Origin of the sequence: Streptomyces cucumeris, from assembly GCF_024295805.1 — a bacterium.
GTDB classification, from domain to species: domain Bacteria; phylum Actinomycetota; class Actinomycetes; order Streptomycetales; family Streptomycetaceae; genus Streptomyces; species Streptomyces cucumeris.
In genome coordinates, this window is record NZ_JANCLX010000001.1 from 355,929 (window position 1) to 382,047 (window position 26,119).

At 72.9% G+C, this 26,119-nt stretch carries 23 protein-coding genes; 10 read left to right on the forward strand and 13 right to left on the reverse strand.

Features of this window, described 5'->3' with window-relative positions:
- Window position 1: 1 nt before the first annotated feature.
- From cysD to NMK44_RS01725, 7 genes are all read right to left on the reverse strand, one after another.
- Window positions 2–949: a sulfate adenylyltransferase subunit CysD gene (gene cysD / locus NMK44_RS01700; RefSeq protein WP_254737824.1), complete on the reverse strand. Its 948-nt coding sequence runs from the start codon at window positions 947–949 to the stop codon at window positions 2–4.
- A 5-nt stretch (window positions 950–954) separates the two neighbouring features.
- Window positions 955–1,527, reverse strand: coding sequence for an adenylyl-sulfate kinase (gene cysC / locus NMK44_RS01705; protein WP_254737826.1), 573 nt, complete (start codon window positions 1,525–1,527; stop codon window positions 955–957).
- Window positions 1,527–2,228 (reverse strand): phosphoadenylyl-sulfate reductase, encoded by a 702-nt coding sequence (locus tag NMK44_RS01710; RefSeq protein WP_254737385.1) that lies wholly within the window; start codon window positions 2,226–2,228, stop codon window positions 1,527–1,529. Before NMK44_RS01710 ends, cysC begins: the two co-directional genes overlap by 1 nt.
- Window positions 2,225–2,410, reverse strand: a complete 186-nt coding sequence (locus NMK44_RS01715; RefSeq protein WP_254737387.1) for a hypothetical protein — start codon at window positions 2,408–2,410, stop codon at window positions 2,225–2,227. The genes NMK44_RS01710 and NMK44_RS01715 overlap by 4 nt, the downstream gene beginning before the upstream one ends.
- The gene (locus NMK44_RS01720; protein WP_254737389.1) at window positions 2,407–4,101 is read right to left on the reverse strand and encodes a nitrite/sulfite reductase; all 1,695 of its coding nucleotides are present in this window, start codon (window positions 4,099–4,101) and stop codon (window positions 2,407–2,409) included. The genes NMK44_RS01715 and NMK44_RS01720 overlap by 4 nt, the downstream gene beginning before the upstream one ends.
- 226 nt (window positions 4,102–4,327) lie before the next feature.
- Window positions 4,328–4,411, reverse strand: a complete 84-nt coding sequence (locus NMK44_RS42615) for a putative leader peptide (RefSeq protein ID WP_355954497.1) — start codon at window positions 4,409–4,411, stop codon at window positions 4,328–4,330.
- 92 nt (window positions 4,412–4,503) lie between these two features.
- Complete coding sequence (locus NMK44_RS01725) at window positions 4,504–5,037, reverse strand: GNAT family N-acetyltransferase (protein ID WP_254737391.1); 534 nt, start codon at window positions 5,035–5,037, stop codon at window positions 4,504–4,506.
- A 251-nt stretch (window positions 5,038–5,288) separates the two neighbouring features.
- Here NMK44_RS01725 and NMK44_RS01730 point away from each other — a divergent pair, with 251 nt between their 5' ends.
- From NMK44_RS01730 to NMK44_RS01750, 5 genes are all read left to right on the forward strand, one after another.
- Window positions 5,289–5,858 (forward strand): hypothetical protein, encoded by a 570-nt coding sequence (locus tag NMK44_RS01730; RefSeq protein WP_254737393.1) that lies wholly within the window; start codon window positions 5,289–5,291, stop codon window positions 5,856–5,858.
- Window positions 5,859–6,097: 239 nt separating this feature from the next.
- A complete protein-coding gene (locus NMK44_RS01735) occupies window positions 6,098–7,444 on the forward strand; it encodes a YhjD/YihY/BrkB family envelope integrity protein (RefSeq protein ID WP_254737395.1) in 1,347 nt (448 codons plus the stop codon).
- Window positions 7,445–7,584: 140 nt separating this feature from the next.
- A complete protein-coding gene (locus NMK44_RS01740; RefSeq protein ID WP_254737397.1) occupies window positions 7,585–8,469 on the forward strand; it encodes an SDR family oxidoreductase in 885 nt (294 codons plus the stop codon).
- Window positions 8,470–8,736: 267 nt separating this feature from the next.
- Window positions 8,737–9,861, forward strand: a complete 1,125-nt coding sequence (gene rsgA / locus NMK44_RS01745; protein ID WP_254737398.1) for a ribosome small subunit-dependent GTPase A — start codon at window positions 8,737–8,739, stop codon at window positions 9,859–9,861.
- 208 nt (window positions 9,862–10,069) lie between these two features.
- A complete protein-coding gene (locus tag NMK44_RS01750; protein WP_254737400.1) occupies window positions 10,070–11,509 on the forward strand; it encodes a dihydrolipoyl dehydrogenase family protein in 1,440 nt (479 codons plus the stop codon).
- A gap of 192 nt (window positions 11,510–11,701) precedes the next feature.
- Here the strand turns inward: NMK44_RS01750 and NMK44_RS01755 are convergent, their stop codons facing one another.
- A complete protein-coding gene (locus NMK44_RS01755; RefSeq protein ID WP_254737402.1) occupies window positions 11,702–12,184 on the reverse strand; it encodes a DUF456 domain-containing protein in 483 nt (160 codons plus the stop codon).
- Window positions 12,185–13,098: 914 nt separating this feature from the next.
- Here NMK44_RS01755 and NMK44_RS42375 point away from each other — a divergent pair.
- Together NMK44_RS42375 and NMK44_RS01765 are read left to right on the forward strand one after the other, a co-directional pair.
- A complete protein-coding gene (locus tag NMK44_RS42375; protein ID WP_308358069.1) occupies window positions 13,099–14,079 on the forward strand; it encodes a protein phosphatase 2C domain-containing protein in 981 nt (326 codons plus the stop codon).
- Between the two features lie 74 nt (window positions 14,080–14,153).
- A complete protein-coding gene (locus NMK44_RS01765) occupies window positions 14,154–15,896 on the forward strand; it encodes a pyruvate dehydrogenase (RefSeq protein ID WP_254737406.1) in 1,743 nt (580 codons plus the stop codon).
- A gap of 18 nt (window positions 15,897–15,914) precedes the next feature.
- Here the strand turns inward: NMK44_RS01765 and NMK44_RS01770 are convergent, their stop codons facing one another.
- Window positions 15,915–17,687 carry an RNA polymerase sigma factor gene (locus tag NMK44_RS01770; protein WP_254737408.1) on the reverse strand — a complete coding sequence of 591 codons (1,773 nt, stop codon included), beginning with the start codon at window positions 17,685–17,687 and terminating at the stop codon, window positions 15,915–15,917.
- Window positions 17,688–17,753: 66 nt separating this feature from the next.
- On the opposite strand from NMK44_RS01770, the gene NMK44_RS01775 reads away from it, so the two are divergent.
- Window positions 17,754–17,978 carry a hypothetical protein gene (locus NMK44_RS01775; RefSeq protein WP_254737410.1) on the forward strand — a complete coding sequence of 75 codons (225 nt, stop codon included), beginning with the start codon at window positions 17,754–17,756 and terminating at the stop codon, window positions 17,976–17,978.
- A 76-nt stretch (window positions 17,979–18,054) separates the two neighbouring features.
- On the opposite strand, the gene NMK44_RS01780 is transcribed toward NMK44_RS01775, so the two are convergent.
- Window positions 18,055–21,222 carry an alpha-mannosidase gene (locus NMK44_RS01780; RefSeq protein ID WP_254737412.1) on the reverse strand — a complete coding sequence of 1,056 codons (3,168 nt, stop codon included), beginning with the start codon at window positions 21,220–21,222 and terminating at the stop codon, window positions 18,055–18,057.
- Window positions 21,223–21,372: 150 nt separating this feature from the next.
- On the opposite strand from NMK44_RS01780, the gene NMK44_RS01785 reads away from it, so the two are divergent.
- Window positions 21,373–21,879, forward strand: coding sequence for an ATP-binding protein (locus NMK44_RS01785; RefSeq protein WP_254737414.1), 507 nt, complete (start codon window positions 21,373–21,375; stop codon window positions 21,877–21,879).
- A gap of 134 nt (window positions 21,880–22,013) precedes the next feature.
- Here NMK44_RS01785 and NMK44_RS01790 read toward each other — a convergent pair whose 3' ends face one another.
- Window positions 22,014–23,183: a DUF2637 domain-containing protein gene (locus NMK44_RS01790; RefSeq protein ID WP_254737416.1), complete on the reverse strand. Its 1,170-nt coding sequence runs from the start codon at window positions 23,181–23,183 to the stop codon at window positions 22,014–22,016.
- A 217-nt stretch (window positions 23,184–23,400) separates the two neighbouring features.
- Complete coding sequence (locus NMK44_RS01795; protein WP_254737418.1) at window positions 23,401–24,270, reverse strand: (2Fe-2S)-binding protein; 870 nt, start codon at window positions 24,268–24,270, stop codon at window positions 23,401–23,403.
- Between the two features lie 86 nt (window positions 24,271–24,356).
- On the opposite strand from NMK44_RS01795, the gene NMK44_RS01800 reads away from it, so the two are divergent.
- A complete protein-coding gene (locus tag NMK44_RS01800) occupies window positions 24,357–25,076 on the forward strand; it encodes a GntR family transcriptional regulator (protein WP_374215220.1) in 720 nt (239 codons plus the stop codon).
- A gap of 101 nt (window positions 25,077–25,177) precedes the next feature.
- On the opposite strand, the gene NMK44_RS01805 is transcribed toward NMK44_RS01800, so the two are convergent.
- The gene (locus NMK44_RS01805; RefSeq protein WP_254737828.1) at window positions 25,178–26,014 is read right to left on the reverse strand and encodes a hypothetical protein; all 837 of its coding nucleotides are present in this window, start codon (window positions 26,012–26,014) and stop codon (window positions 25,178–25,180) included.
- Window positions 26,015–26,119 lie beyond the last annotated feature (105 nt).

The window sequence follows — 26,119 nt, forward strand, 5'->3', positions numbered from 1 at the left end:
CTTAGAAGTACCCCTCGCGCTTGCGGTCTTCCATCGCGGCCTCGGAGAGCTTGTCGTCGGCGCGCGTCGCGCCGCGCTCGGTCAGCCGGGACGCGGCGATCTCGGTGATGACCTGCTCCAGGGTCACCGCGTCGGAGTCGACGGCACCGGTGCAGGACATGTCGCCGACGGTGCGGTAGCGCACCTGCCGCTTCTCGACCGTCTCGTCGTCCTTGGGCCCGCCCCACTCACCGGCCGTCAGCCACATCCCGCTGCGCTTGAACACCTCGCGCTCATGCGCGAAGTAGATCTCCGGCAGCTCGATGCCCTCGCGGGCGATGTACTGCCACACGTCCAGCTCGGTCCAGTTGGAGAGCGGGAAGACACGGACATGCTCACCGGGTGCGTGCCGGCCGTTGTAGAGGTTCCACAGCTCGGGGCGCTGGCGGCGCGGGTCCCACTGCGAGAACTCGTCGCGGAGGCTGAACACCCGCTCCTTCGCGCGGGCCTTCTCCTCGTCGCGCCGTCCGCCGCCGAAGACCGCGTCGAACCTCTCCGCCTGGATCTTCTCGGTCAGCGGCAGCGTCTGCAGCGGGTTGCGGGTGCCGTCCGGGCGCTCCTTGAGCACACCGCGGTCGATGTAGTCCTGCACCGACGCCACGTGCAGCCGCAGTCCGTGCTCGGCGACGGTGCGGTCCCGGTAGTCGATGACCTCGGGGAAGTTGTGCCCGGTGTCCACGTGGAGCAGGGAGAAGGGCACCGCCGCCGGGGTGAACGCCTTCAGCGCCAGGTGCAGCATGACGATGGAGTCCTTGCCGCCGGAGAACAGGATCACCGGCCGCTCGAACTCGCCCGCCACCTCGCGGAAGATATGCACCGCCTCGGACTCCAGCGCGTCCAGGTGCGACAGCGCGTAGGGGTCGCTGTCGGCGGCCCCGGTGCCGTTGATCGCAGCCGCGGTCGTCGTCATGTCGCTCACGCGAGTCCCCTCTCGCCGAGCAGCGCTCGCAGCGCCGCGGCGGATTCCAGTACGCCCTGCTGATGTGCCTCGATACGCAGGTCCGGGTCGGCCGGGGCCTCGTACGGGTCGTCGACCCCGGTCAGCCCGGTGAGCTCGCCCGCCGCCTGCTTGGCGTAGAGCCCCTTGACGTCCCGCTCCGAGCACACCTCGACGGGCGTTGCCACATGCACCTCCAGATACGCGGTGCCCTCCTTCTGGTGGCGCTCGCGCACCGCCTCGCGGCTGTCCGCGTACGGGGCGATCACCGGGACCAGCACCTTCACCCCCTGGGAGGCCAGCAGTTCGGCGACGAAGCCGATCCGCTGGACATTGGTGTGCCGGTCCTCGCGGGAGAAGCCGAGCCCCGCGGAGAGGAACTCCCGGATCTCGTCGCCGTCGAGCACCTCCACCCGGTGGCCCTCACCGCTCAGCCGCTCGGCCAGGGCGTAGGCGATCGTGGTCTTCCCGGCGCTGGGCAGACCGGTCAGCCACACGGTGGCTCCGGTGTGCAGAGGCGCGCTCATCTCGTTCTCCTGGTCGGCGGCCATCAGCCGTGCAGCCCGCATTCGGTCTTGGTGCTCCCGGCCCAGCGGCCGGAACGTGTGTCCTCGCCCTCCAGCACCCGCCGGGTGCAGGGCGCGCAGCCGACCGACGGATAGCCGTCCATCAGCAGCGGGTTGGTGAGCACACCGTGCTCGGTGACGTACGCGTCCACGTCGGCCTGGGTCCAGCGGGCGATCGGGGAGACCTTCACCTTCTGCCGCCTGGCGTCCCAGCCGACGACCGGGGTGCCGGCCCGGGTCGGGGACTCGTCGCGGCGCAGCCCGGTGGCCCAGGCGTCGTACTCCCGCAGACCCTCCTCCAGCGGCGCGACCTTGCGCAGCGCGCAGCACCGGTCGGGGTCGCGGTCGTGCAGCCGCGGACCGTACTCGGCGTCCTGCTCGGCCACCGTCCGGCGCGGGGTGAGCGTGATGACGTTGACGTCCATCACCGCCGCCACCGCGTCCCGGGTGCCGATGGTCTCGGGGAAGTGGTAGCCGGTGTCGAGGAAGACCACGTCGACCCCGGGGAAGGCGCGGGAGGCCAGATGGGCCACCACCGCGTCCTCCATCGAGGAGGTGACGCAGAACCGCGCACCGAAGGTGTCGGCCGCCCAGCGCAGGATGTCCAGCGCCGGGGCGTCCTCCAGATCGCGGCCCGCCCGCTCGGCGAGCGTCGCCAGATCGTCTGTCTGCCGGATCCCGGTCATGTCGTGGTGCCCCCTTCTCCGCCCGGATCGCGCCGCAGGCCCTTGGCCAGCAGCCCGAGGAACGACAGGCGGAACGCGCGGTTGCAGGAGGCGCATTCCCAGGCGCCGTGGCCCTCCTCGGAGGGGCGCAGGTCCTCGTCCCCGCAGTACGGGCAGTAGAACGGCGCGGCGCGCTCACTCATGACAGCGCCTCCTCGTCGGCCCGCGCGGCCCAGGTGGCGAACCGCTCGCCGTCCTGGCGCTCCTTCTCGAAGCGGCGCAGCACCCGCTCGACGTAGTCGGGCAGTTCATCGGCGGTGACCTTCAGACCGCGCACCTTGCGGCCGAAACCGGGCTCCAGGCCCAGCGCGCCGCCCAGGTGCACCTGGTAGCCCTCGACCTGGTTGCCGTCCGAGTCCATGACGAGCTGGCCCTTGAGACCGATGTCGGCGACCTGGATCCGGGCGCAGGCGTTGGGGCAGCCGTTGAGGTTGATGGTGATCGGCTGGTCGAACTCGGGCAGCCGGCGCTCGAGTTCATCGATCAGCGTGGAGCCGCGGCCCTTGGTCTCGACGATGGCCAGCTTGCAGAACTCGATACCGGTGCAGGCCATGGTGCCGCGCCGGAACGGGGACGGCTTGACCTGGAGGTCCATTGCCTCCAGTCCGGAGACCAGCGACTCCACCTGGTCCTCGGCCACATCGAGCACGATCATCTTCTGCTCGACGGTGGTGGTCAGCCGGCCGGAGCCATGGGCCTCGGCCAGGTCGGCGATCTTGGTGAGGGTGGCCCCGTCGACCCGGCCCACGCGCGGGGCGAAGCCGATGTAGAAGCGGCCGTCGCGCTGGCGGTGGACACCGATGTGGTCACGCCACTGCTGGACGGGCTGCTCGGGCGCGGGGCCGTCGGCCAGCGCTCGGCCCAGGTACTCGTCCTGCAGCACCTGCCGGAACCTCGAAGGGCCCCAGTCGGCGACCAGGAACTTCAGCCGGGCGCGGTTGCGCAGCCGCCGGTAGCCGTAGTCGCGGAAGATGGCGATGACACCGGCCCAGACGTCGGGTACGTCCTCCAGCGGGACCCAGGCGCCGAGCCGGACACCGATCTTGGGGTTGGTGGACAGACCGCCGCCGACCCACAGGTCGAAGCCGGGACCGTGCTCGGGGTGGCGCACTCCGACGAACGCCACGTCGTTGATCTCGTGGACGACGTCGAGGACCGGGGAGCCGGAGACCGCGGACTTGAACTTGCGCGGCAGGTTGGAGAACTCCTCGGTGCCGATGTAGCGGCGGTGGATCTCCTCGATGGCGGGGGTGCCGTCGATGATCTCGTCCTCGGCGATCCCGGCGACCGGGGAGCCGATGATCACGCGCGGAGTGTCACCGCACGCCTCGGTGGTGGACAGCCCGACGGCCTCCAGCCGCTTCCAGATCTCGGGTACGTCCTCGATCCGGATCCAGTGGTACTGGACGTTCTGCCGGTCGGTGATGTCCGCGGTGCCGCGCGCGAACTCCTGCGAGATCTCGCCGATGACGCGGAGCTGCTCGGTGGTCAGCCGTCCGCCGTCCACCCGGACCCGCATCATGAAGTGCGTGTCGTCGAGCTCCTCGGGCTCCAGCACGGCGGTCTTGCCGCCGTCGATCCCGGGCTTGCGCTGGGTGTACAGACCCCACCAGCGCATCCGGCCGCGCAGATCGGCGCTGTCGATCGAGTCGAAGCCACGCTGTGCGTAGATCGTCTCAATGCGTGTCCGCACATTGAGACCGTCATCGTCCTTCTTGAACTGCTCATTGCCGTTGAGCGGAGTGAAGTGCCCCGCGGCCCACTGGCCTTCGCCGCGGTGGCGTCCGGCCTTGCGGCGGGGTGATGCGCTTGCGCGTTCCGGGGTGGCGGCCATGGCGGTGTGTCCTTCTGAGCGGCTCGGTGCGGCGGATGGTGCTCGCGCGCACCCTCTGACCTGCGATTCTGCGCAGGCGGGCACGGCGCTTCGGCGGTACCGGGTGCGGTGGTGCGGCGGGGGAGGTCCCACAGCCGCGCCCGCCCACGTCGTCGGGGGCGGTGGTCGGGGGCGTCGGGGACGGTGAGGTGCTGCCCGGGGCCTCGGGGCCCTGAAGAGGTGCGGGTCAGCCCACCGGACAGATCGCGCTGGACATGCGGCCGAGGTCGACGTGGCGTCGACTCACCAAGGCAATTCCAGCTCGAGACATGGAGGAAGCGTGGCACGGTGGTCTCGGAGGAGTCCACCGTCATCCACTATCTGGACGCTAGTGTCTTGTATGGCGAGACGTTGTGGTGTGGGTCACCCCTCCGTCTCGGTGGCGACGTCGAAGACCCGGAAGCCGCGCCGCTGGTAGTTGTCCAGCGCGTACGGCCCGTCCTTGCTGCAGGTGTGCACCCACACCCGCTTGGTCGGCGGCCGGCCCGGCAGTCGCTCGCCCTGGTCCCAGGCGCGGCGGATGCCCCAGGTCAGCAGATGGCCGCCGATCCGCCGGCCGCGGAAGGCGGGCAGCAGTCCGAAGTAGAGGATCTCGACCACGCCGTCGTCCTGGCGCTCCAGCTCGATGTACCCGGCCGGGGTGCCGTGCTCGTACGCCACCCAGGTCTCCACACCGGGCCGGTCCAGATGCTCCTGCCAGTGCTCGTGCGACCACGCCAGCCGGTCGGTCCAGGAGACGTCGGCGCCGATGGAGGTGTAGAGGAAGCGGCTGAACTCCGGGCTCGGCACCTCCGCCCGGACGATCCGTACCCCCGCCTCGGCCGCGGGCTCCCGCGCCGGACTGAGGTCGGCGGGCGAGGTCTGCTCCAAGGACCACGTGGTCACTGTGATGCTCATGGTGGACAGACAACCACGGACCGGGGGGACGGCCGGGAGCCGGGCGGTGGCCGCGGCAAGCGGTTGCCGGAACCGGTGGACGGCGGGCCGTTCATGGGCCACCGTGGGAGCGCTCTTTTGACATGTCTCGCGCAGGCGGCACGCACCCCGCCGCCCGTGCCGGAGGAACGGCGCCGCGTCCCGGGGAGACCCACGGTCCGCCCCGGTGATCCCACTGATCCGTCTGATCCGACGACGAGGGAGATCACTCCATGATCCGCACCCGCACCGGCACCCGGGCCGCCGCCCTGCTCGGCGGCGCGCTCCTCGCGGCCACCGGTCTCGTCACCGCCCAGGGCGCGGTGGCCGCTCCCGCCCCGGTGTCCGCCACCGCGCCGACGGCCGTCACCGCCCCGGGCGCCGCGGCCGTCACCAAGCTCAGCCACGCCGACGCGACCGCGCGCCTGCGTGCCGCGGGGGTCGGCTGGACCTCCAGCGGCGGCTGCTCGGACCGCAACAGGCCGACCTGTACCTCGTTCGAGCAGGTCAACCTGGCCACCATCCAGGGCGCGACCACCCTCGAACAGGGCAGCGGCTGCGCCCTCACCATCACCGGCGGCACCGAGACCGGACACGCCTCCGGCACCTACAGCCACTGGAACGGCTACAAGCTGGACTTCAGCCCGACGAGCTGCCTCAGCGGCTACATCACCCGCACCTTCACCAACATCGGCCCGCGGCCGGGCGACGGGGCCCAGCAGTACCGCTCCGGCGCGGGCAACATCTACGCCCGCGAGAGCAACCACTGGGACGTGCTCTTCTACAACTGCGGCGGCTGCTGACACCGGCCCGCGCCTCGGCCCGGTTGCAACGCGGCGCAACCTTTGCGCCCGTCCGCATCCGGGCGGACAGTGGGCCCGGCGGGCGGAGGGTGGTGCCGAGTCGGCGCGGCATCCCCTCCGCCGTCGCACGGGCGGACACCCTGATGGCCCCCTGCGCGGGGAACCGCGCGGGGCGCGCCATGGGCGCGCGGGCCGGTCGCCGGGTGAGCCGGGGTGAAACCGCCCGATACGGTGAGAAGGTGCAGCCCGCGAAAGAACTGTCCAAGCCGTCCGGCCGGCTCCACAAGGCCCGTGCCCTCTACCGCAATGTCTCCAAGCGCAGGATGGTCTGGCTGCTGCTCAAGGACACCGTCAACTCCTGCATGGAGCACCGGGTCACCGGGCTGGCGGCCGAGGCGGCCTTCTTCACGCTGCTGTCCCTGCCGCCGCTGCTCCTGGGCCTGATCGGGCTGCTCGGCTACTTCGACGCCTGGACCGACACCGAGACGGTGGCGACCATCCGGCAGAACATCCTGGACGCCTCCGGGGCCGTCCTGTCCGACCAGGGCGTCAAGCAGATCGCCCGGCCGCTGCTGGACGACGTCATCGAGGGCGGCCGCCCCGATGTGATCTCGCTCGGCTTCGCCATCGCCCTGTGGTCCGGCTCCCGCGCGGTGAACGTCTTCGTGGACACCATCACCATCATGTACGGGCTGGAGGGGCGCCGCGGGATCGTCAGGACCCGGCTGCTGGCCTTCCTCCTCTACCTGGTCGCGCTGGTCGTCGGAGCGGTGGCGCTGCCGCTGATGGTCATCGGGCCGGAGACGGTGGTGGACCTCCTCCCGGCCAGCGGCGGTCTGGTCCAGATCCTGTACTGGCCCGTGGTGATCCTGCTGTCGGTCGCCTTCCTCACCACGCTGTACCACGTGTCGGTGCCGGTCCGTTCGCCCTGGCGCGAGGACGTCCCCGGCGCTCTGGTGGCCCTCACCATGTGGGTGCTCGGCAGCTTCCTGCTGCGCATCTACCTGGTGCACACCGTGGAGGGCCCGACGATCTACGGCTCGCTGGCCGCGCCGGTCGCCGTACTGCTGTGGATCGGGGTGTCCGCCTTCGCGGTGCTGGTGGGGGCGGCCGTCAACGCCGCGATCGACCGGGTCTGGCCGTCGGTGGCCACCGCCGCGGGGCGCGCCGAGCAGGCCGCCCGGGTCCGGGAGCAGACGGCCCGGCTGCGTTCCCGGGACCAGCGCACCGCGGACGACGGCGCGGCCGAGATCACCCCGCCGTCGGAGTTCCCCGAGCGGTGGGCCCAGTTCCTGCCGCACGAGGACCTCCGGGCGCGGCTGCACGGCAGGCGGGAGACGGCGGAGCGGACCGGGAACGGCGCCGCGAAGCCCACGGGAAAGCGCACGGAGGATCCCGCCGAGAAGCCCGCCGGGCGGGCGGCCGGGAACGGCGACGGGCGGACGGCGCACCCGGAGAAGCCCGGACGCGCGCCCCGGCAGGGGCCGCGGCGGCCCGAGGCCGACACCGCGGCGGACGGATCCGCGGAAACCACGTCGGAGAGCACCGCGGAGGGCGGCCGGCGCGCCGGAACACCGCCGTCCTAGCCCCACCACCGACGGACGAGACGTTCCGTCTTGCCAATGCGACACCCGCTGGGTAGGGTTCACACCATCGAAGCGAGACGGACCGTATCGTTTCGTTTCATTACCGCCGAGAACCCGAGAACCCGAGGAGCCGCATCTCCATGACCATCACCCCCGCCGCAGGCCGCGTCTGGTTCATCACCGGTGCGAGCCGGGGACTGGGCCGGGCCTTCACCGAGGCCGCCCTCGCGGCGGGCGACCGCGTCGTCGCCGTCGCCCGCACCCTCACCACCCTCGAGCCGCTGGCCGCCGAGCACGGCGACCGGCTGCTCACCCTCCCGCTGGACGTCTCCGACCGGGCGGCCGTCCACACCACCGTCGATACCGCCGTCCGCCACTTCGGCCGTCTGGACATCGTCGTGAACAACGCCGGGTTCCTCGCCATGGGGATGGTCGAGGAGTTCGGCGAGGCCGAGGCCCGCGCCCAGATGGACACCAACTTCTTCGGCGCCCTGTGGGTCAGCCAGGCCGTTCTGCCCACCCTGCGCGCCCGGGGCAGCGGTCATCTCGTCCAGATCTCCAGCGTCGGCGCACTGGGCGGCCATCCCCTCACCGGGCTCTACAGCGCCAGCAAGTTCGCCCTGGAGGGAATGAGCGAGGCGCTGGCGGCCGAGGCGGCGCCCTTCGGTGTCAAGGTCACCCTCGTGGAGCCCGGCGGCTACTGGACCGACCTCTACACCACCGGTCTGGCCGCCACCGAGCCGATGGACGCCTACGCGCCGCTCCGCGCCGAACTGGAGAAGCGGTTCGCCGAATCCTCGATCGACAGCCTGCCCCATCTGGCGGCCGAGGCCGTGCTGAAGCTGGTGGACAGCGATGACCCGCCGCTGCGGCTGCTGCTCGGCAGCGCCGTCTACGACCTGGCCTTCGACATCTCCCGCCGCCGTATGGACACCTGGGCGGCCTGGGAGGAGACCAGCCGCGCCGCCGAACGCGCCGTCGAGGCACCCGAGGACTACGGGGTGCCCGCCGCCGGGGCGATCTGATCCGGCTCCGTAGGCACGCGGGAAAACCCGTGGTGCCGATCCGGCCGCCCCACTACAGTGATGCCGACCCGATCCGGTGGCCGTCCGGCCGCCGCGGTCCGATACGAGACGTGCGAGAAGGAGGTGTGACCGATGGCTGTCTTTGCGCTGGGCGCTGCCCGCAATCAGGAGTTCATCACGTCCACCTCCGTGGCCTCCGGCTGATCCCACGTCATTCCTCCGCGCCGAGCGGCGCGTGCCGGGGCCACCCTTGCGAAGGGTCACCCCTTGTCATCCTCTTTCGCTTCACCGTCCTCCCTCCTGGGCACCTCCGAGGACCCGCTCGCCCCGTACGGCTGGGACGAGGACTGGGAGGCCGTGTTCGCCCCGTACGCCGAGCGGGGGCTGCTGCCCGGCCGGGTCATCCGGGTGGACCGCGGCCAGTGCGACGTCATCACCCGCGCGGGCACCGTGCGGGCCGACACCGAACTGGTCACGCCCCACGACCCGATGCGCATCGTGTGCACCGGTGACTGGGCCGCCGTCGACCCCGGCGGCGACCCGCGCTATGTGCGGACGCTGCTGCCGCGGCGCACCGCCCTGGTGCGCTCCACCTCCTCCAAGCGGTCCGACGGCCAGGTGCTGGCCGCCAATGTCGACCACGCCGTGATCGCCGTCTCCCTCGCCACCGAGTTCGACCTGGGCCGCCTGGAGCGGTTCGTGGCCCTGGCCTGGGAGAGCGGTGCCCAGCCGCTGGTCGTCCTCACCAAGGCCGACCTGGTGCCCGAGCCCGCCACGCTCGGCCACCTCGTCGACGACGCCGAGACGGCCGCCCCCGGTGTCCAGGTGCTGCCCGTCAGCTCCGCCACGGGGGAGGGGCTGGACGTGCTGTCCGCCGTGCTCTCCTCCGGCACCGCGGTACTGCTCGGCCAGTCAGGGGCGGGCAAGTCCACCCTGGCCAACGCGTTGATCGGGGAGTCCGTCCAGGAGGTGCAGGAGATCCGGGACAGTGACGGCAAGGGCCGTCACACCACGACCACCCGTGATCTGCTGCCGCTGCCCTGGGGCGGTGCGCTCATCGACACCCCGGGGCTGCGCGGGGTGGGGCTGTGGGACGCCGGAAGCGGTGTCTCCCAGGCGTTCGCCGAGATCGAGGCGCTCGCCGAGGAATGTCGCTTCCACGACTGCGCCCACCGCACGGAACCCGGGTGCGCGGTGCTCACCGCCGTCGAGGACGGCTCACTGCCGGACCGGCGGCTGGAGAGCTACCGCAAGCTGCTGCGGGAGAACGAACGCCTCGCGGCCCGGACCGACGCCCGGCTGCGGGCCGAGATCCGGCGGGACTGGAAGCAGAAGCAGGCGACCGGACGGCATCTGGCGGAGCTCAAGCGCGGACCGCTGCGCAAGCCGTAGCGCAGACCACCGCAGTGGCCCCGCGCCCCTCCTCGGGGGCGCGGGGCCTTCGCCGTCGCCGCCGCCGTGTCATGACGGAACGGCGCGGGATGCCGATTCGGGTGGCTCCGCGCGGTTACTCGGCACCAGGATGTCCCCAGGGGCACCCGGGGGTGCGGGGTGCCACACGGTCGATCACACCGCCGGATCCGGCAGAGAGCGGGTTGCGATGAACGACGCCATGGACGAGTACGACGTCGTGGTCCTGGGCGCGGGCCCGGTCGGCGAGAACCTGGCGGACCGCAGCCGCGCCGCCGGGCTCTCCACGGCCATCGTGGAGAGCGAACTGGTCGGCGGCGAATGCTCGTACTGGGCCTGCATCCCCAGCAAGGCACTGCTGCGCCCGGTCATCGCCCGCGCCGACGCGCGCCGCGCCCCCGGGCTGCGCCAGGCGGTGGGCGGTCCGCTGGACGACGCCGCGGTCTTCGCCCACCGTGACTACTTCGTCTCCGACTGGAAGGACGACGGCCAGATCGGCTGGCTGGACTCGGCGGGTATCGACCTGCTCCGCGGCCACGGGCGGCTGACCGGTCCGCGCCAGGTCACGGTCACCGGCCCGGACGGACAGCAGCGCGTCGTCACCGCGCGGCACGCGGTCGGCCTGTGCACCGGCAGCCGGGCCGCCCTGCCGGACATCCCCGGACTCGCCGAGGCCCGCCCCTGGACCAGCCGTGAGGCGACGAGCTCGTCCACCGTGCCGCGGCGGCTGGCCGTGGTGGGCGGTGGGGTGGTGGCCGTCGAGATGGCCACCGCGTGGAACGCCTTCGGCTCCGAGGTGACCATGCTGATCCGCGGCACCGGGCTGCTGGAGCGGATGGAGCCGTTCGCGGGCGAGCAGGTGGCCGAGGCGCTGACCGAGGCCGGGGTGAAGATCCGCACCGGTACGTCGGTGACGGGCGTACGGCGAGACGGTACGGACGGGCCGGTCACGCTCACCCTCGAGGGCGGCGAGAGCGTCGAGGCGGACGAGGTGCTGTTCGCCACCGGCCGGGCGCCGCGCACCGACGACGTGGGCCTGGAGACGATCGGGCTGCGGCCCGGGAGCTGGCTGGACGTGGACGACACCCTCCGGGTGCGCGATGTGCCCGGCGGCTGGCTGTACGCCGTGGGCGATGTGAACCACCGCGCGCTCCTCACCCACCAGGGCAAGTACCAGGCCAGGATCGCGGGCGCGGCGATCGGCGCGCGGGCGCAGGGCGTGCCGCTGCTGGAGACCGACCGCTGGGGCGCGCATGCGGCGACCGCGGACACCGCGGCCGTACCGCAGGTGGTCTTCACCGACCCCGAGGTCGGCGCGGTCGGGCTGACCGCGGCCGAGGCCGAGGCGCAGGGGCGCAGCGTCCGGGTCGTCGACTACGACCTGGGCCAGGTGTCGGGCGCGGCCCTCTACGCGGACGGCTACCGGGGCCGGGCGCGGATGATCGTTGACCTGGACCGGGGCCATCTGATCGGCGTCACCTTCGTGGGCCCGGGGGTGGGGGAACTGGTGCACTCGGCCACGGTGGCGGTGGCGGGCGAGGTACCGGTGGAACGGCTGTGGCACGCGGTTCCGTCGTTCCCGACGATGAGCGAGATCTGGCTGCGGCTGCTGGAGGCGTATCGCGGCTAGCCGCGTCAGCCGGGGTTCGCCTCGCCCCGCCGGCCCGCTGCGAGGCCGGTCCGGCCGTGCGGTTGACCACGCGCAGTGGTGCGGTGGGGGCTGGTGGTTCTCACCGCACCATGTGGGGCGCGCGGGGGCGCCGGGTTTCACTCCGGTGCGCCCCCGGCCGTCCTCCACGGTGCCCTCGGCGGCCCTGGCGGGTCAGTGCACGACGACCATCGCCACCCAGCCGCCCGCGACCAGCAGACACGCGAACAGCTCGACCAGCACGCTGGTGCCGATCGCCCGCATCACCGTCCGCGTCGACACCCACGCCTCCCCGTGTCCGCCCAGCCGGTGCCGCTCCGCGCCGTAGATCCCGGCCACGAAGCCGATGGGCGCGCCGATCACCGGGAGTACGAAGAAGCCGACGATGCCCGCGATCCCGGCCAGCAGGAACGTCCGCCGGGTGATGCCCGCCCCGCGCATCCGGCGGGCGGGCAGCAGCCATTTCACGGCCTGCTCGAGCAGCAGCAGCGCGGTGGCCCCGGCCAGAAAGGCCCAGGCCGGGCCGGTCTTCTCGGTGAGTGACCACCACAGCGCCGCGGCCCACACGATGACCGGGCCGGGCAGTCCCGGTACGACCACGCCGACCAGGCCCAGCAGCATGACCAGGCCGCACAGGACCAGCTGCCACGTCGCCATGTCACCAGGCTGCCGGACGCGACGGCCGAACGCCCACGGGCCGCGGCGTGGTGTTGCCGTGAAGCCTTGCTGTGGACAATGTGGGGATGAGCCAGCAGGGGGACAAGCGCGGTCACGAGGACGACTGGTGGGGCGAGTTGTACGACCCGCGTCGGGCCGACGCGGGACCCGCCGCGGCGACGGACTCCGTCGACGACCGGTTCGACTCGGCCGCCCGCACACTCGGCTGCCGCCCCGGCGGCACCGGGACGCGGCCCGCCGCGGGGGCTCCGTGGGGGTCGCGGGAGGAGCGGGGCGGTGCCGCACCGGGGCCGGACGCCGCCGAGGGAGGTGGCCCGCAGGGGTGGCGATCTCCCCGCGGTGAAGGCCCCGGCGCCGCACCGCCCCCCAACCCCGCCCCGGCCCCGCCCGCCCCCGACGGCAGTCCGGACTCCGCCGCCCGCGACGGCCGGGATACCGCCGCTCGATCCGCCCCGGCCCCGTCCGCCCGCAACGGTGATCCGGGATCCACATCCGGCGGGCCCGCTTCCACCGGGCGGGATCCTTCCGCTCGGTCGGATCCAGCCGCGTCCGGGCCGCCGGGGCCGGGCCCGGCGTCCGGTAGTGGCAGTCCGGACTCTGCCGCCCGGCCGGACCCAGGTGCGTCTGACGGCCGAGGCGCTGCCGGTCGGCCCGATGCCGCCTCGTCCATCCGTAACGGTGGTCCGGGGTCCAGGTCCGAGCCGACGGGGCCGGACCCGTCCGCCCGTAGCGGCTCCGGCGCGGCCGGCCGCAGTCCGGGTGAGGTATGGCCCCGTCCGGGCGCCTCCGCCCCCGCCGGGGCCCACGGCACCGGTACCGCCTCGCCGCGGTCGTCGGGGCGGCCGCCCGGCGGGGCCGCGGCGCGGCCGTGGCGGGCGGCTGAGGTCGGGTTCGTGGGGAACGGGCCGCCGACCTACGAGGGCGAGCCGACGACCCTGCCCGTCGCCGATCCGGAGGAGCTCGGCGAGCTGGTGCCCGACACCGTGCTGGACGGCGCCCGCTACGGCACGTTCACCCTCCGCGCCGCCTCGTTGCGCGGCGATTCGGCCCGCTATCGCGGGGAGTCCCGCCGGGACGCGTTGCTGACCGCGCGGTTCGGGACCGGCGACAGCGCCCTGGTGCTGGTCGTCGTGGCCGGTGGGGTGCGCGCGGCGCCCCGGTCGCAGCACGCCGCGCGCGAGATGTGCGAGTGGATCGGCGGCGCGGTCGGCCGCAGCCGCGTCCGGCTGGCCGACGATCTGCACACCGCCGACCGCGGCGCCCTCAAGTCCGGGTTGCACCGGCTGACCGCGCGCGGCTACGGCAGGCTGCGCGCCCGCGCCACCACGCTGGGGCTGGACCCGGCCGAGTACACCGCCTCGGTGCGCTGTCTGCTGCTGCCCGCTCATCCGGCCTGCCGCACCCGGGTGTTCTTCGGCGTCGGCGGGGGAGGGGTGTTCCGGCTGCGCGCGGGCGGCTGGCAGGACTTGGAGCCCGCCCCGGGGGAACCGGACACCGCGAGCGGCCCGCCCCAGGCGCCGCCCCCGGAGCCGGGCACCCCTGAGCCCGGCACCCCGGAGTCGCACATTCCGGAGCCACGCACCCCGGCCGCGTCCCCGCAGGACCCGGCATCCGCCCACGACATCACGCCGGGCACCCCCGTCGGCGGACCGTTCCTCTTCCGCGCCTCCGTCGCCCGTCCGGGCGACACCCTGCTGCTCTGCGGCGAGGGCCTCGCCGGACCCCTGCGCGGCGAAGCGGCGCTCGCCGACCACTTGGCCGAACGCTGGGCAGGGCCGGAACCGCCCGGGCTCGCCGCCTATCTCGCCGATGCCCAGACCCGGGTGAAGGGCTACGCCGACGACCGTACGGCGGTGGCCGTCTGGGAGGCGTGAGCGCGTCGTCCATGGGTTGATGGACGGGGGCGTACGGACCCCGGCGACCCAGGGCGGAAGGGACGAGGCACGCGATGGCCAAGCAGACGGTGGCGGAGCAATGCGTGGACATCCTGGTCCGCGCCGGGGTGCGACGGCTGTACGGGGTGGTCGGCGACAGCCTCAACCCCGTGGTGGACGCGGTCCGCCGCAACGCCGCCATCGACTGGATCCAGGTGCGCCACGAGGAGACCGCCGCCTTCGCCGCGGGCGCCGAGGCCCAGCTCACCGGAACCCTCGCCGCCTGTGCGGGCTCCTGCGGCCCCGGAAACCTCCACCTCATCAACGGCCTCTACGACGCCCACCGCTCGATGGCACCGGTACTGGCCCTCGCCTCCCATATCCCCAGCAGCGAGATCGGCACCGGCTACTTCCAGGAGACCCATCCGGACCAGCTCTTCCGCGAGTGCAGCCACTACTGCGAGCTGATCTCCAGCCCCCAGCAGATGCCGCGGGTCCTGCAGACCGCAGTCCAGCACGCGATCGGCCGTGGCGGGGTCAGTGTGGTCACCCTGCCCGGTGACATCGCCGCCCGTCCGGCGCCCGAGCGCGCCGAGGAACATGCGCTGGTCACCTCGCGGCCCACGGTGCGGCCGGGCGACGCGGAGATCGACGAGCTGGCGCGCATGGTGGACGCGGCGGACCGGATCACGCTCTTCTGCGGCAGCGGCACCGCCGGGGCGCATGACGAGGTGATGGAGTTCGCGACACGGGTGAAGGCGCCGGTGGGCCACGCCCTGCGCGGCAAAGAATGGATCCAGTATCAAAATCCTTTTGACGTGGGCATGAGCGGACTGCTCGGCTACGGCGCGGCCTACGAGGCCACCCATGAATGCGATCTGCTGATGCTGTTGGGCACCGACTTCCCCTACGGCGCCTTCCTCCCGGACGACGTGACCACCGTGCAGGTCGATGTACGCCCCGAACACCTGGGCCGCCGCTCCAAACTGGACCTCGCGGTGTGGGGCGACGTCCGCGAGACACTGCGCTGTCTGACACCGAAGGTACGTCCCAAGACCGACGGCCGCTTCCTTGAGCGGATGCTGAAGAAGCACGCGGAGGCGCTGGAGGGCGTGGTCCGGGCGTACACCCGCAAGGTCGAGAAGCACGTCCCGATCCACCCGGAGTACGTGGCCTCGGTGCTGGACGAGGAGGCCGCGGACGACGCGGTCTTCACCGTGGACACCGGGATGTGCAACGTCTGGGCGGCCCGTTACCTCACTCCCAACGGCCGCCGCCGGGTGATCGGTTCATTCACCCACGGCTCGATGGCCAACGCGCTGCCGCAGGCCATCGGGGCCCAGTTCCTGGACCGCCGCCGCCAGGTGGTGTCGATGTCCGGGGACGGCGGATTCACCATGCTGATGGGCGACTTCCTCACCCTCGTCCAGTACGACCTGCCGGTGAAGGTGGTCCTGTTCAACAACTCCTCGCTGGGCATGGTCGAGCTGGAGATGCTGGTGTCGGGGCTGCCCGCCTACGGCACCGGCAACCACAACCCCGACTTCGCGGCCCTCGCCGAGGCGGCCGGGGTCCACGCCGTGCGGGTGGAGAAGCCCAAACACCTGCGGTCGGCGCTGCGCGACATCCTGCGGCACAAGGGGCCCGCGCTCGTGGACGTGGTGACCGACCCCAACGCGCTGTCCATCCCGCCGAAGATCAGGGCCGAGATGGTGACCGGGTTCGCGCTGTCCGCCAGCAAGATGGTGCTGGACGGCGGCGTCGGCAGGATGGTGCAGATGGCCCGCTCCAATCTGCGCAATGTGCCGCGCCCCTGACCGTCCGCACTCCACGGTCTACGCGGGACGCTCTCCCCACTGCGGTGTCGGCGGCTCCCCGGTGGGCCGGGTGATGGGCTTGCCCTCGGCCCAGTCGCGATAGCCGACCGTGAACGGGTCGTGGTCGTACCTCGCCAGGTAGCCGGTGTGCCGGACCGGGATCTCGAAGGTCATCTTCACGGGGAGGTAGGAGCGGTCGGTGGTGAGGGTGAAGGTGACCATGGCGTCCGCGGGCGCCTTGGTGAGGTAGGGCCGGTAGAAGAAGCCCCCGGCCGGGTCGTCGGCGAGGGCGCTCAGCGGGGCCCGGCCGGTCAGCACACGGGTTCCGGCGGTGCCGCGCTCGCGGAAGTCGCTTGCCCGGCGCAGCAGTTGCGCGGTGTTTGCGGGGGAGGCGATCCAGCGGGTCTGGAGGGCGTTGCCGACCCGGGAGTCCTGGCTGGCGGACGCCCGGTCGACGACGGTCGTGGGCCCGTAGGCCGAAGGGCCGGTCTCGGCCGGGGTGTTGTCGGGGGTGATCCAGGCGCGGTCGCCGATCACCACCACATCGGGCGGGAACCACGGGTCCTCACCGGGTTCGTAGAGCACATGCGTCGCCGCGGACACGGTGCCGTCGGCCGACATGTCGATACGGCCGCTCCCGTCGAACTGCGCGGGGTCGCTGATGTTGCGGGCCTGGATGTCGAAGGTCACGAACTTCTTGCCGGTCATCGCCCGGGTGACGGAGGCGGCCACCCGGTCCTGGGCGCGGGCCGGTGGCGCGTCGTCACCGGTGGACCAGGCCCGCAGCGCGAGCAGCGCGACGACGCCCATGGTGGCGGCGACGGCCGCTGCGCCGATCCGGAGCGTACGCGGCCGCCGCGCGGCACCCGGTCCGCCGCCCGGCGGCGGGCCCGGGGGAGGCGGCGGGAGCGGGCTGTCCGAGGGGAGGGAGGCGGAGGCGTTGGCGGTGCGGATCCGGGCCTCGACACGGTCGCGCAGGGCCATTCCGGCGGCCACCGGCAGCAGGACGGGGGCGTAGGGGCGGATCAGCCGGGTCTTCGTCGCACGGCAGACGGCACAGTCGTCGCAGGTCCTGCAGGTGTCCATATGGCGCAGGATGCGCAGGCGCAGCACCTTGGTGAAGTTCTCGCCGTCCCAGGCGGCCTGATCCAGCAGCCGGGCCAGTTCGGGACAGTGCGGTCTGCCGTCCTTGGCCAGGACATAGGCGCCGAACCCCTTGGTCAGCCGCTGCTTGTTCTCCCAGGTGTCGTCGTTGGCCTCCTTCTCGCTGACGCCGAGGGCCGCTGCCAGGGCCTTGCCGCGGAGGTGCTGACGGGTGCTGAGCTGGAAGATCCGCCGCTGGGGCTCGGTGAAGCTCGCGGCGACCACGTCCAGGATGCGGTCGACCTCGGCGAGCCGCGCCCGGCTCACCGACTCCCAGGTGTCGTCCGCCACCTCCGCCGGTAACCCGGGGCCGGCCGGGCCGCGTCGGCGCAGTTCCTCGGAGCAGCGGTGCCGGGCGATGCCGTACAGCCAGGCGCGCAGTTTGTGCGGCTCCCGTGGCGGCCGCCCCGCGTTCAGATCGTGGTACGCCGCGGTGAGGGCCGCCGTGGCGGCCGACTCGGCGGCGTCCGGATCGTCCGGCAGCAGCGACGCGCACCGGTACAGCACGGCGTCCGCGTGCCGTTCGTGGATCCGGGTGAACGCGGCCTCCCGGGCGGCGGTTCCGCGCGCCTGAAGGAAGGCGCGCACCAGTTCCGCGTCGCTCGTCCGGTCCGTGGCTCCGGTGTGCTCTACAACGTCCTCCCCCACTTTTCGGGGGAGATTCCGCGCCCTCTCGCCCCAACCCTCCACACGGCGCCAGCCATGGGAGGAACCATGAACGTCCGCCGCCTCGCCGCCCCGGTCGCGGCGCTCCCCGCCGCGGTGGGGCTGGTGCTCCGGCGCGCACCGGAGCTGCCACGGCTGTACCGGACGCGTTACTTCACACGCCGGGTCACGGACGGTGTCGCACGGGCCGACGGCGCCCGGGACACGGGCGCCTCGCCGTCCCCGTCCCCGTCGCCGAACGGCACACCGCCGACGACGAGGAACATAGCGTGAGATGAAAGGGCAAGACAGGTATTCGGCCGATGTGGGGGAGATCGACCGCCTGGACGGCTCCCTCCACCGCGGATGGCTACCCGGACACCGGCCGCAGCCGCAGGGTGAGGATCTGGTGCGGACGCAGGGCCAGACTCAGCCCCGCGGCACCGGCCGCGGCGGGCCGCAGCGGCCGCTCCAGCAGATCGGTCACCTCCGCCCGGGTCACCGGGAATCCGGTGACCAGCGTGCCCGCCGCCCGGCCGCCGTGCGACTCGTACAGCCGCACCACCACATCGCCGCTGCGGTCCTCGGCCAGCTTGACCGACTCCACCGTGATCGCCGGGTTGTCCACCGAGACCAGCGGCGCCAGTGCCGCGGGACCGGAGGGCAGCGGGCGCAGCGGCAGGTTGAGCGCCAGCCCGCCGGCGACCGCGTCCCCCACGTCCGCGCCCGGCAGCAGGGCGTAGCGGAACCGGTGGGTGCCGAGGTCGGTCTCCGGGTCCGGGCTGTGCGGGGCGCGCAGCAGCGTCAGCCGTACGGTCGTGCCGAGCACCTCATGCCCGTCGCCGTCCGCCGCCTCGCCCTCCTCCCTGTCCGGCACCCGGTGCGCGGTGCGGGTCACCTCGTGGCCGTACGTCGAGTCGTTGAGCAGCGCCGCCCCGTACCCGGGCTCGGCCACCCGCAGCCAGCGGTGGGCGCAGATCTCGAAACGGGCCGCGTCCCAGCCGGTGTTGGTGTGGGTCGCGCGGTCCACATGGCCGAACTGGATCTCCGCGGTGGACACCCGGGCATGCACATCCAGCGGGAACGCGGCCTTGAGGACCTTCTCCGACTCCTGCCAGTCCACCTCGGTGGCGATGTCGAGACGGCGGCTGCCCGCGGCCAGGGTGAGGTCCTGGACCACCCGTGAGGCGCCGAAGGAACGCACCACGCGCACCGTGGCCCGCAGCGGTCCGGACTCGGTCAGCTCGACGTGCTCGGCGTCGGTCAGGTCGGTGCGGGTGCGGCGGTAGTGCCGGTCGATGTCCCAGGCGTCCCACTGGTTGGGGTGGTCGGGGTGGAGCTGGAGGAGGTTGCCACGGGCGCCAGGTGCCAGCACCTCACGGCCCGCGTCCAGGTCCAGTACGGACGTCAGCAGCCCGTCGGCGTCGATGGTCACCCGCAGCCGGTCGTTGTCGAGCACGATGCTGTGGCCGTCGCTCAGCGCGGTCACCCCGGGCTCGCCCGGGGTGGCGGCGGCCGGGAGCGCCGCGACGCCCAGCCCGGCCACCCGCACCGGCACCGCCGTCCGCCCCCCGCCCAGCTCCTGGGAGGGGGTTTCCGGCGGGAGCGCCGAAGCGGTCTCGGCGTCCACCACGGCCACCTCCTCGCGTTCGTACGGCGAGGCGTTGAGCACCGCGGGACCGCCGCCGCCCAGTGCCGCCACCGCCGTGGCCACGATCCCCTCCAGCTCGGCGAAGACCCGCTCATAGGTCTCCCGGGCCTCGCGGTGCACCCAGGCGATCGACGAGCCCGGCAGGATGTCGTGGAACTGGTGCAGCAGCACCGTCTTCCAGATCCGGTCCAGATCGTCGTACGGATAGTGGTAGCCGGGGGCGTGCAGCGCGGCCGTGGTGGCCCACAACTCCGCCTCCCGCAGCAGGTGTTCACCGCGCCGGTTGCCCTGCTTGGTCTTGGCCTGTGTGGTGTACGTGGCCCGGTGCAGTTCCAGGTACAGCTCCCCGGACCACACCGGGGCCTTGGCGCCGTACTCCCGCTCGGCCTCGGTGAAGAACACCGACGGCTTGTGGATCTCCACCCGGGGCGAACCCTCCAGCGAGCCCAGCCGCCGCGCCTTCTCCAGCATCTCGCGGGTGGGTCCGCCACCGCCGTCGCCCCAGCCGAACGGGACCAGGGAGCGGGTGGCGAGACCCTTGTCGGCGAAGTTGCGCTCGGCGTGCGCCAGTTCGCCCGCGTGGAACTGGGCGTTGTAGGTGTCCACCGGCGGGAAGTGGGTGAAGACCCGGGTGCCGTCGATGCCCTCCCACCAGAAGGTGTGGTGCGGCATCTTGTTGGTCTGGTTCCACGACAGCTTCTGGGTGAGGAACCACTTCACCCCCGCCAGCTTCGCGAGCTGCGGGAAGGCGGCCGTGTAGCCGAAGGAGTCCGGCAGCCAGATCTCCTCGGTCTCCACCCCCAGCTCCTCCAGGAAGAACCGCTTGCCGTGCACGATCTGCCGGGCCAGCGCCTCCCCGCCGGGCATGTTGGCGTCCGACTCCACCCACATCGAGCCGACCGGCGCCCAGTTACCGTCCGCCACCGCCTTCTTGATGCGCTCCCAGATATGCGGCTGGTGCTCCTTGACCCATGCGTACTGCTGCGCCTGGGAACAGGCGAAGACCAGCTCGGGGTAGTCGCCCGCGAGCGCGGTGACATTGGCGAAGGTGCGGGACGCCTTGCGTACGGTCTCGCGCAGCGGCCACAGCCACGCCGAGTCGATATGGGCGTGTCCGGTGGCCGAGACCCGGTGGGCGCTGGCGTGCGCGGGACGGCTGAGCGCGTCGGCCAGTTCGGCGCGGGCGGCGGCCGCGGTGCCCGGTACGTCGTGCAGATCGAGCGCGTCCAGCGCGTTCTCCAGGGCGCGCAGGATCTCATGGCGGCGCGGCCGGTCCGCGGGGAGTTCGCGCATCAGCTCCGAGAGCACCTCGATGTCCAGCACCAGGTGCCAGACGTTCTCGTCCAGCACGGCGAGGTCGGCCGAGGCGAAGCGGTACAGCGGACGGTCCCCGGCGGTCAGTACGTCGCCCAGCGCCGTGGGCACGAAACCGTCGCGCAGTACGGCCGGGTTGGCGGCCGCCTCCAGCAGCAGCCGCACCGGTTCACCGCCCTCGGCCGGGGCCGCGACCGGGATATGGCGGTTGCGCGGGTGGATGCCCTTCAGCGGCACCCCGTGGGCGTCGTACACCAGCCCCTCGGCCTGGAACCCGGGGCCGTCACCGGAGAACCCGGGGTCGATCACGGCCTCGACGCGGCGGCCGGCCCATTCGGCCGGGACCGCCCCCTCCAGCCGGAACCACCAGGTCGACCAGGGGCTGCCCCAGTCGGTGCCGGTCTCGAACCGTTCGTACGCGGCCTCCAGCGCCTCGCCGACCGGCACCGGTTCCCCCGGTGCCCGCCAGGCGAACAGGGCCAGCGGTACCCGCTCCGGATACCGGGCGGGCCGGATGAACTGGTTCAGCGCCCGGTCCAGGCGTCCTTCCACCAACAGTCGGTCGTCGTGCATCTCGGCTCCTCGGGCTCTGCGCGGGGCGGATCACTCCCAACAGTTCCCTCGGTGTGTGGGCGCCAACACGCGGGCATGCATTCCCGTGAGCGTGTTCGACGGCATGCGACGCGGCCGCCCGCCCGGGGCGGGCGGCCGGGGCGGGGGAGGATGAAGCGTCAGTGTGTACGGCCGGGCCGGGTGCCGGTCGGCCGTCCGGATCCGGATCCGAGGACGAAGGCTGCGGAGGCTGTCCAGGTGGAGCGGGGCCCGGTCCTCAGCAAACGGTTGGCGCGGGACGAACTGGCCGCGGTGGCTCAGGTGCGGGCGGAGCTGCGGCTGATGCTGCGGCACTGGGGCGGACCGGGCCGGGCCGATCTCGCCGAGCTGCTCATCAGCGAGCTGGTGACCAACGCGCTGGTGCACACCGGCCGCGGCGCCCAGGTCTCGGCCACCTTGGGGGAGGGGCCCGGTGCGCGGCTGGCGGGCCGATTACGGGTGGAGGTGCGGGATTTCGACGCGCGCCATCCGGTGCTGCGGGCCCGGCCCCCCGAGGACGCCACCTCCGGGCGCGGGCTGCTGCTGGTCCACTCGCTGGCGGACGCATGGGGCGTACGCACCCATGGGGTGGGCAAGGCGCTGTGGTTCGAGCTGGAGGCCGACGGCCTCGTGGAGTGACCCCCGCGGACCCGGCGACGGGGCGGACGGCCGCGGAACGCGGCGGAATGGCGGGGGACGCCGGGGAAAACGACGACGGGCGGGCGACGGCGGAGGAGTGCCCCGCCGACGCGACCGCCCGTCGGTGTCGGTGTTCAGCCGAAGGCGCGCTCGATCTGCGCCAGCTTCTCCTCCAGCGAGTCCAGCCGGGGGAGGGTCAGGGTGTCGTCCTCGGCGGTGAGGTCGACGGTGCGGGAACGGTCGGCTTCGGCGTCCTTGTCCTTGTCCAAGTCCGCGTCAGGGTCACCGAAGCCGAAGCTGAAATCCCGGTCACGGTTCCAGTCCCCGCTGTCGCTGTCAGCGGCGGTCGCGGACCGCAGGGCGGGACGGGTGGAGGACCCGGACAGCCGGGAGGGCTCGGCGCCGCCGGCCGGTTCCAGCACCTTCTCCCCTATGGCAGGCTCCGAACTCAAGGCCGCGGGACGGTCGGTGGTGACGGCGACATCCACCTGACGGCCACCGCGGCGGCCCCACGCCCGATGCTGCCGGTTGAGTGCGCGGATCCGCGCCCGGTCCAGCCGCTCCTGCTCCCGCTCGCGCTTGCGGTTGCTCTCCTTCTCGCGGCGGTCCTCACGGACCTCCTCGACCGCCTCGTCCAGCGTCCGCACACCCTCCAGCAGCATCAGCGACCAGGCGGCGAAGGTCTCCCGGGGAGCGCGCAGCCAGCGGACGATGCGGATCTGCGGCAGCGGCCGGGGCACCAGGCCCTGTTCGCGCAGTGCCGAGCGGCGGGTCTGCTTGAGCGCGCGGTCGAACAGGACCGCGGCCGACAGCGACATGCCCGCGAAGAACTGCGGGGCACCCGCGTGGCCCATACCGCGCGGCGCGTGCACCCAGTTGAACCAGGCGGCGGCACCCGCGAACATCCACACCAGCAGCCGGGAGCCGAGCGCCGCGTCACCGTGGCTGGCCTCGCGCACCGCGAGCACCGAGCAGAACATGGCGGCGCCGTCCAGGCCGAACGGGACCAGGTACTCCCAGCCGCCGGTGAGCGCCAGGTTCTCCCGGCCGAAGCCGACCAGACCCTGGAAGGAGAGCGCGGCGGCCACTCCGGCGCAGCAGAACAGCAGTACGTACGAGGCCATCCCGTAGATGGCCTCCTTCCGCCGGCGCCGCTCCTCGCTGCGCTCCCAGGAGTCCGCGGGACCGCTGTCGGACTTCTTCTCGCTGCGGCCGCGGGCGAGGATCACCACCGCCCCGACGACACCGAGGAGTGCCACGAGAACCGGCAGGGCCCAGCCCAGCGATATGTCGGTCAGTCTCATCCGGTGCCCCTTGCCTCGCTTCCGTGAAGTCCTGGCCGCAGTGCGGCCCACACGCGCGACATACTGACGGAATCAGGACCGGCTTCGAGCGGTTTCCGGACAAGAGTCCGCCAAGTGGGCGGGAAGGCACGCGGATAGGTGCGTTACGGTTCGAACGCTCGCTCTGTGCAAGCCGCTTGATTCTATTCACGGAACCCGATCACGCGTAATCCGTACCTCAGTTCGCCACCCGTCGGGCGATCCGGTCCGCGTCGGCGGTGCGCGGACAGGTCAGACACGGCTCGTCGGGCCGCAGGGTGTAGAAGAGGCAGCAACTGGCCCGGTTCCGGGTGACGGCAGGACCGCCCTCGGCCCCGGCCAGCTCGCGGAACGCGGCCCCGGCCGGATAGAGGTCACCGGGGCCCGGCAGCAGCGCCGTCAACTCCGCCACCGCGCGCTGCTCTTCCCCCAGCAGCCCGCCGACGTGCCACAGTCCCTCGGTGATCTCGTCGGCCGCCATCCGCCACAGCGCGCGGGAACCACGGCGCATCCGTGGCCGGAATCCGTCCAGTACCGGGCCGAGGTGCTCGGCCACCGCCGCGCGGAGCTCGGTGCGCAGCGCCTCCTCGTCCGCGACCGGCCGGGCGCCGGGCAGCGCCGCCGCCGGATCGTCCGTCAGACATGCGAACTCGCCCGCGCGCACCGCGATCCGGCCCCGCGTCCGGTGGTACGAGACCCGGTCGACCGGCAGCCGGGGCACCCGGCGCCGCAGGAACCACGGGACGGTGAACAGCAGACAGATGTGCCAGGCGTAGCGGTGCAGTCCGAACCCGGCGATGACGTCCGGCCGGGCCCCCGGTCCGTAGTCCCGCTCCACCTGCGCCTCGTCCCAGGCGAGGAAGGAGTCCAGCGCGGGTCCGCCCGTGGCGAGGTCGGCCGCGTGCGTCCAGCCGCGGCCGGTGGGCGGCACCGGGCCGGTGCGCACCGTGACCGTGCAGGAGGGGAGGACCTCCGCCAGCCGCTCGTACGCGGTGAGCACCGCCCGGACACCGGCGGGACCGGTGTCCGCGGATGCGGTATGGACCGGGTGGAGCGCGGGCACGGACATGCGGGACCACCGATTCGCGGAAGTCGGGCGAGGTTAGCCTAACCTTACTTGATGTTACCCGGGGTTTGACCTCACGCGGCGGCCGCATATCGTTTCGATGGCATGTCAGGAGGAGCCGAGTGGAGCAGGCCAAAGCGGAGGCGGCAACGGAGCCGCAGCCCCCGTCCGGTGTGCCCGCGGCGCGCCGGTCCCCCCGGCGTCACTCCGTCCGCGGGCAGATCCTCGACGCCCTGCGGGACGCGCTGGTCGGCGGTGAGCTGACCCCGGGCGAGGTCTACTCCGCCCCCGCCCTCGCCGAGCGCTTCGGCGTCTCTCCCACCCCGGTGCGCGAGGCCATGCAGCAGCTCGCGGGCGAGGGTGCCGTCGAGGTCGTCCCCAACCGCGGTTTCCGGATCGCCCGGCGCAGTGCGCGGGAGCTGGCGGAGCTGGCCGAGGTCCGCGCCCTGCTGGAGGTCCCCGTGATGCTGGGGTTGGCCCAGGCCATCGCGCCCGAGCGCTGGGCGCTGCTGCGGCCCTTCGCCGAGGCCACGGCGGCGGCCGCGGCCAAGGGGGACCGGGCCGCGTATCTGGAGGCGGACCGCACCTTCCACCAGAGCGTGCTGAGCCTGTCCGGGAACCAGCAATTGGTGATCGTCGCCGATGAGCTCCACCGCCGCGCCCAGTGGCCCCGGGCCGGTGGCCGCCCGGTCCGCACGGCCGATCTGCTGGCGGACGCCGCCGAGCACACCGCCCTGCTCGACGCCCTGGCCGCCCGCGATCTGGGCACCGTGGAGTCCCTGGTGCGCGCGCACTTCGGCGGGGCCTGACCGGCCCGGACACGAGCGGGCGGCCGCGCCCGGTGGATGTGGGGGTGCCGGGCGGCCCCCCACGGATCGCCCGGCACCCGGGCCGCCGACCCCGTGGTGTGTTAGGAGCCGCGGCCGTCCAGAGGTGGTTCGGTGTGTCCTAACTGGTCGGCCAGCCACACCGGGACGCCACCGAGCAGCCGCACCAGACGGCCCGCCTCGGTGCGCATCCGTTCGGCCTCCTCGGGGTCCGGCTCCACATCGGCCAGGGCGGCCAGGGCCGGGGCGATGCCCACCAGGTAGCCCAGCTCCTCCCGGATGCGCAGTGATTCGGCGAAGCCGTGCCGGGCCTCGGGGAGATTGCCCTCCTCCTCGGCCATGGCGGCCAGATGCCGCCAGGTGAACGAGGTGAGCAGGACGTCGCCGTGGGCCGTCGCGCCCGCGTGGGCGCGCTGGAAGGCGGTCTGGGCGCCGGTCGGGTTGTGGGCGAGGTGCTGGGAGATCAGCCCGCGGCGGAAGTCCAGCAGCGCGCGGGTCGGGGAGCCGGGCGCCAGCAGCGCGGCGGCGCGGCCGAGCGCGGTACGCGCCTCGTCGGCCCGGTCGCGGACGCTCAGCAGAGTGGAGGCGTAGGCGAGGTAGCCGCGCTCGCAGGCGGTCGCGCCCCGCTCGGCGTCGGTGAGCGCCAGGGCCTCCGCGGCCCGCAGCGCGTCCTCGGCCGCGTCCCATCCGGCGGAGGTGTACATACACCGTTCGATCATGATGACACTGCGCTTGAGCGCGGCCGAGGCGTCCGCCTCGGCGTAGGGCGTGAGCAGTTCGGCGGCGTCCTTCCACAGACCGCGCGAGCGCAGCCGCCAGACCGCCGTGTCGAGTGGGGCGTCCCCGCGCCCCGCCGGAACGCCGGAACGTGTCTCGGAAGGTTCCGCGGAATCGGAATTCGACGATCCAGGTGGTGACATGGCGGTGTCCGCCACATTGCCCTCCCCAAGCGCGCCATCGAGCCGGAAGCCGTGAGGCGAATCTCAGCATGAATGCGAGGGCGCGGCCAAGGGGTTGGTGTGAAC

Coding starts and splice junctions, on each gene's coding strand:
- NMK44_RS01715 (WP_254737387.1), bottom strand. CDS start 2,410: ATGAGTGAGCGCGCCGCGCCGTTCTACTGCCCGTACTGCGGGGACGAG.
- NMK44_RS01755 (WP_254737402.1), bottom strand. CDS start 12,184: ATGGCGACGTGGCAGCTGGTCCTGTGCGGCCTGGTCATGCTGCTGGGC.
- NMK44_RS01805 (WP_254737828.1), bottom strand. CDS start 26,014: ATGTCACCACCTGGATCGTCGAATTCCGATTCCGCGGAACCTTCCGAG.
- NMK44_RS01710 (WP_254737385.1), bottom strand. CDS start 2,228: ATGACCGGGATCCGGCAGACAGACGATCTGGCGACGCTCGCCGAGCGG.
- NMK44_RS01750 (WP_254737400.1), top strand. CDS start 10,070: ATGAACGACGCCATGGACGAGTACGACGTCGTGGTCCTGGGCGCGGGC.
- NMK44_RS01785 (WP_254737414.1), top strand. CDS start 21,373: ATGAAGCGTCAGTGTGTACGGCCGGGCCGGGTGCCGGTCGGCCGTCCG.
- NMK44_RS01765 (WP_254737406.1), top strand. CDS start 14,154: ATGGCCAAGCAGACGGTGGCGGAGCAATGCGTGGACATCCTGGTCCGC.
- NMK44_RS42615 (WP_355954497.1), bottom strand. CDS start 4,411: ATGTCTCGAGCTGGAATTGCCTTGGTGAGTCGACGCCACGTCGACCTC.
- NMK44_RS01795 (WP_254737418.1), bottom strand. CDS start 24,270: ATGTCCGTGCCCGCGCTCCACCCGGTCCATACCGCATCCGCGGACACC.
- NMK44_RS01780 (WP_254737412.1), bottom strand. CDS start 21,222: ATGCACGACGACCGACTGTTGGTGGAAGGACGCCTGGACCGGGCGCTG.
- NMK44_RS01790 (WP_254737416.1), bottom strand. CDS start 23,183: ATGAGACTGACCGACATATCGCTGGGCTGGGCCCTGCCGGTTCTCGTG.
- NMK44_RS01730 (WP_254737393.1), top strand. CDS start 5,289: ATGATCCGCACCCGCACCGGCACCCGGGCCGCCGCCCTGCTCGGCGGC.
- NMK44_RS01775 (WP_254737410.1), top strand. CDS start 17,754: ATGAACGTCCGCCGCCTCGCCGCCCCGGTCGCGGCGCTCCCCGCCGCG.
- NMK44_RS01740 (WP_254737397.1), top strand. CDS start 7,585: ATGACCATCACCCCCGCCGCAGGCCGCGTCTGGTTCATCACCGGTGCG.
- cysD (WP_254737824.1), bottom strand. CDS start 949: ATGACGACGACCGCGGCTGCGATCAACGGCACCGGGGCCGCCGACAGC.
- NMK44_RS01720 (WP_254737389.1), bottom strand. CDS start 4,101: ATGGCCGCCACCCCGGAACGCGCAAGCGCATCACCCCGCCGCAAGGCC.
- cysC (WP_254737826.1), bottom strand. CDS start 1,527: ATGGCCGCCGACCAGGAGAACGAGATGAGCGCGCCTCTGCACACCGGA.
- NMK44_RS01725 (WP_254737391.1), bottom strand. CDS start 5,037: ATGAGCATCACAGTGACCACGTGGTCCTTGGAGCAGACCTCGCCCGCC.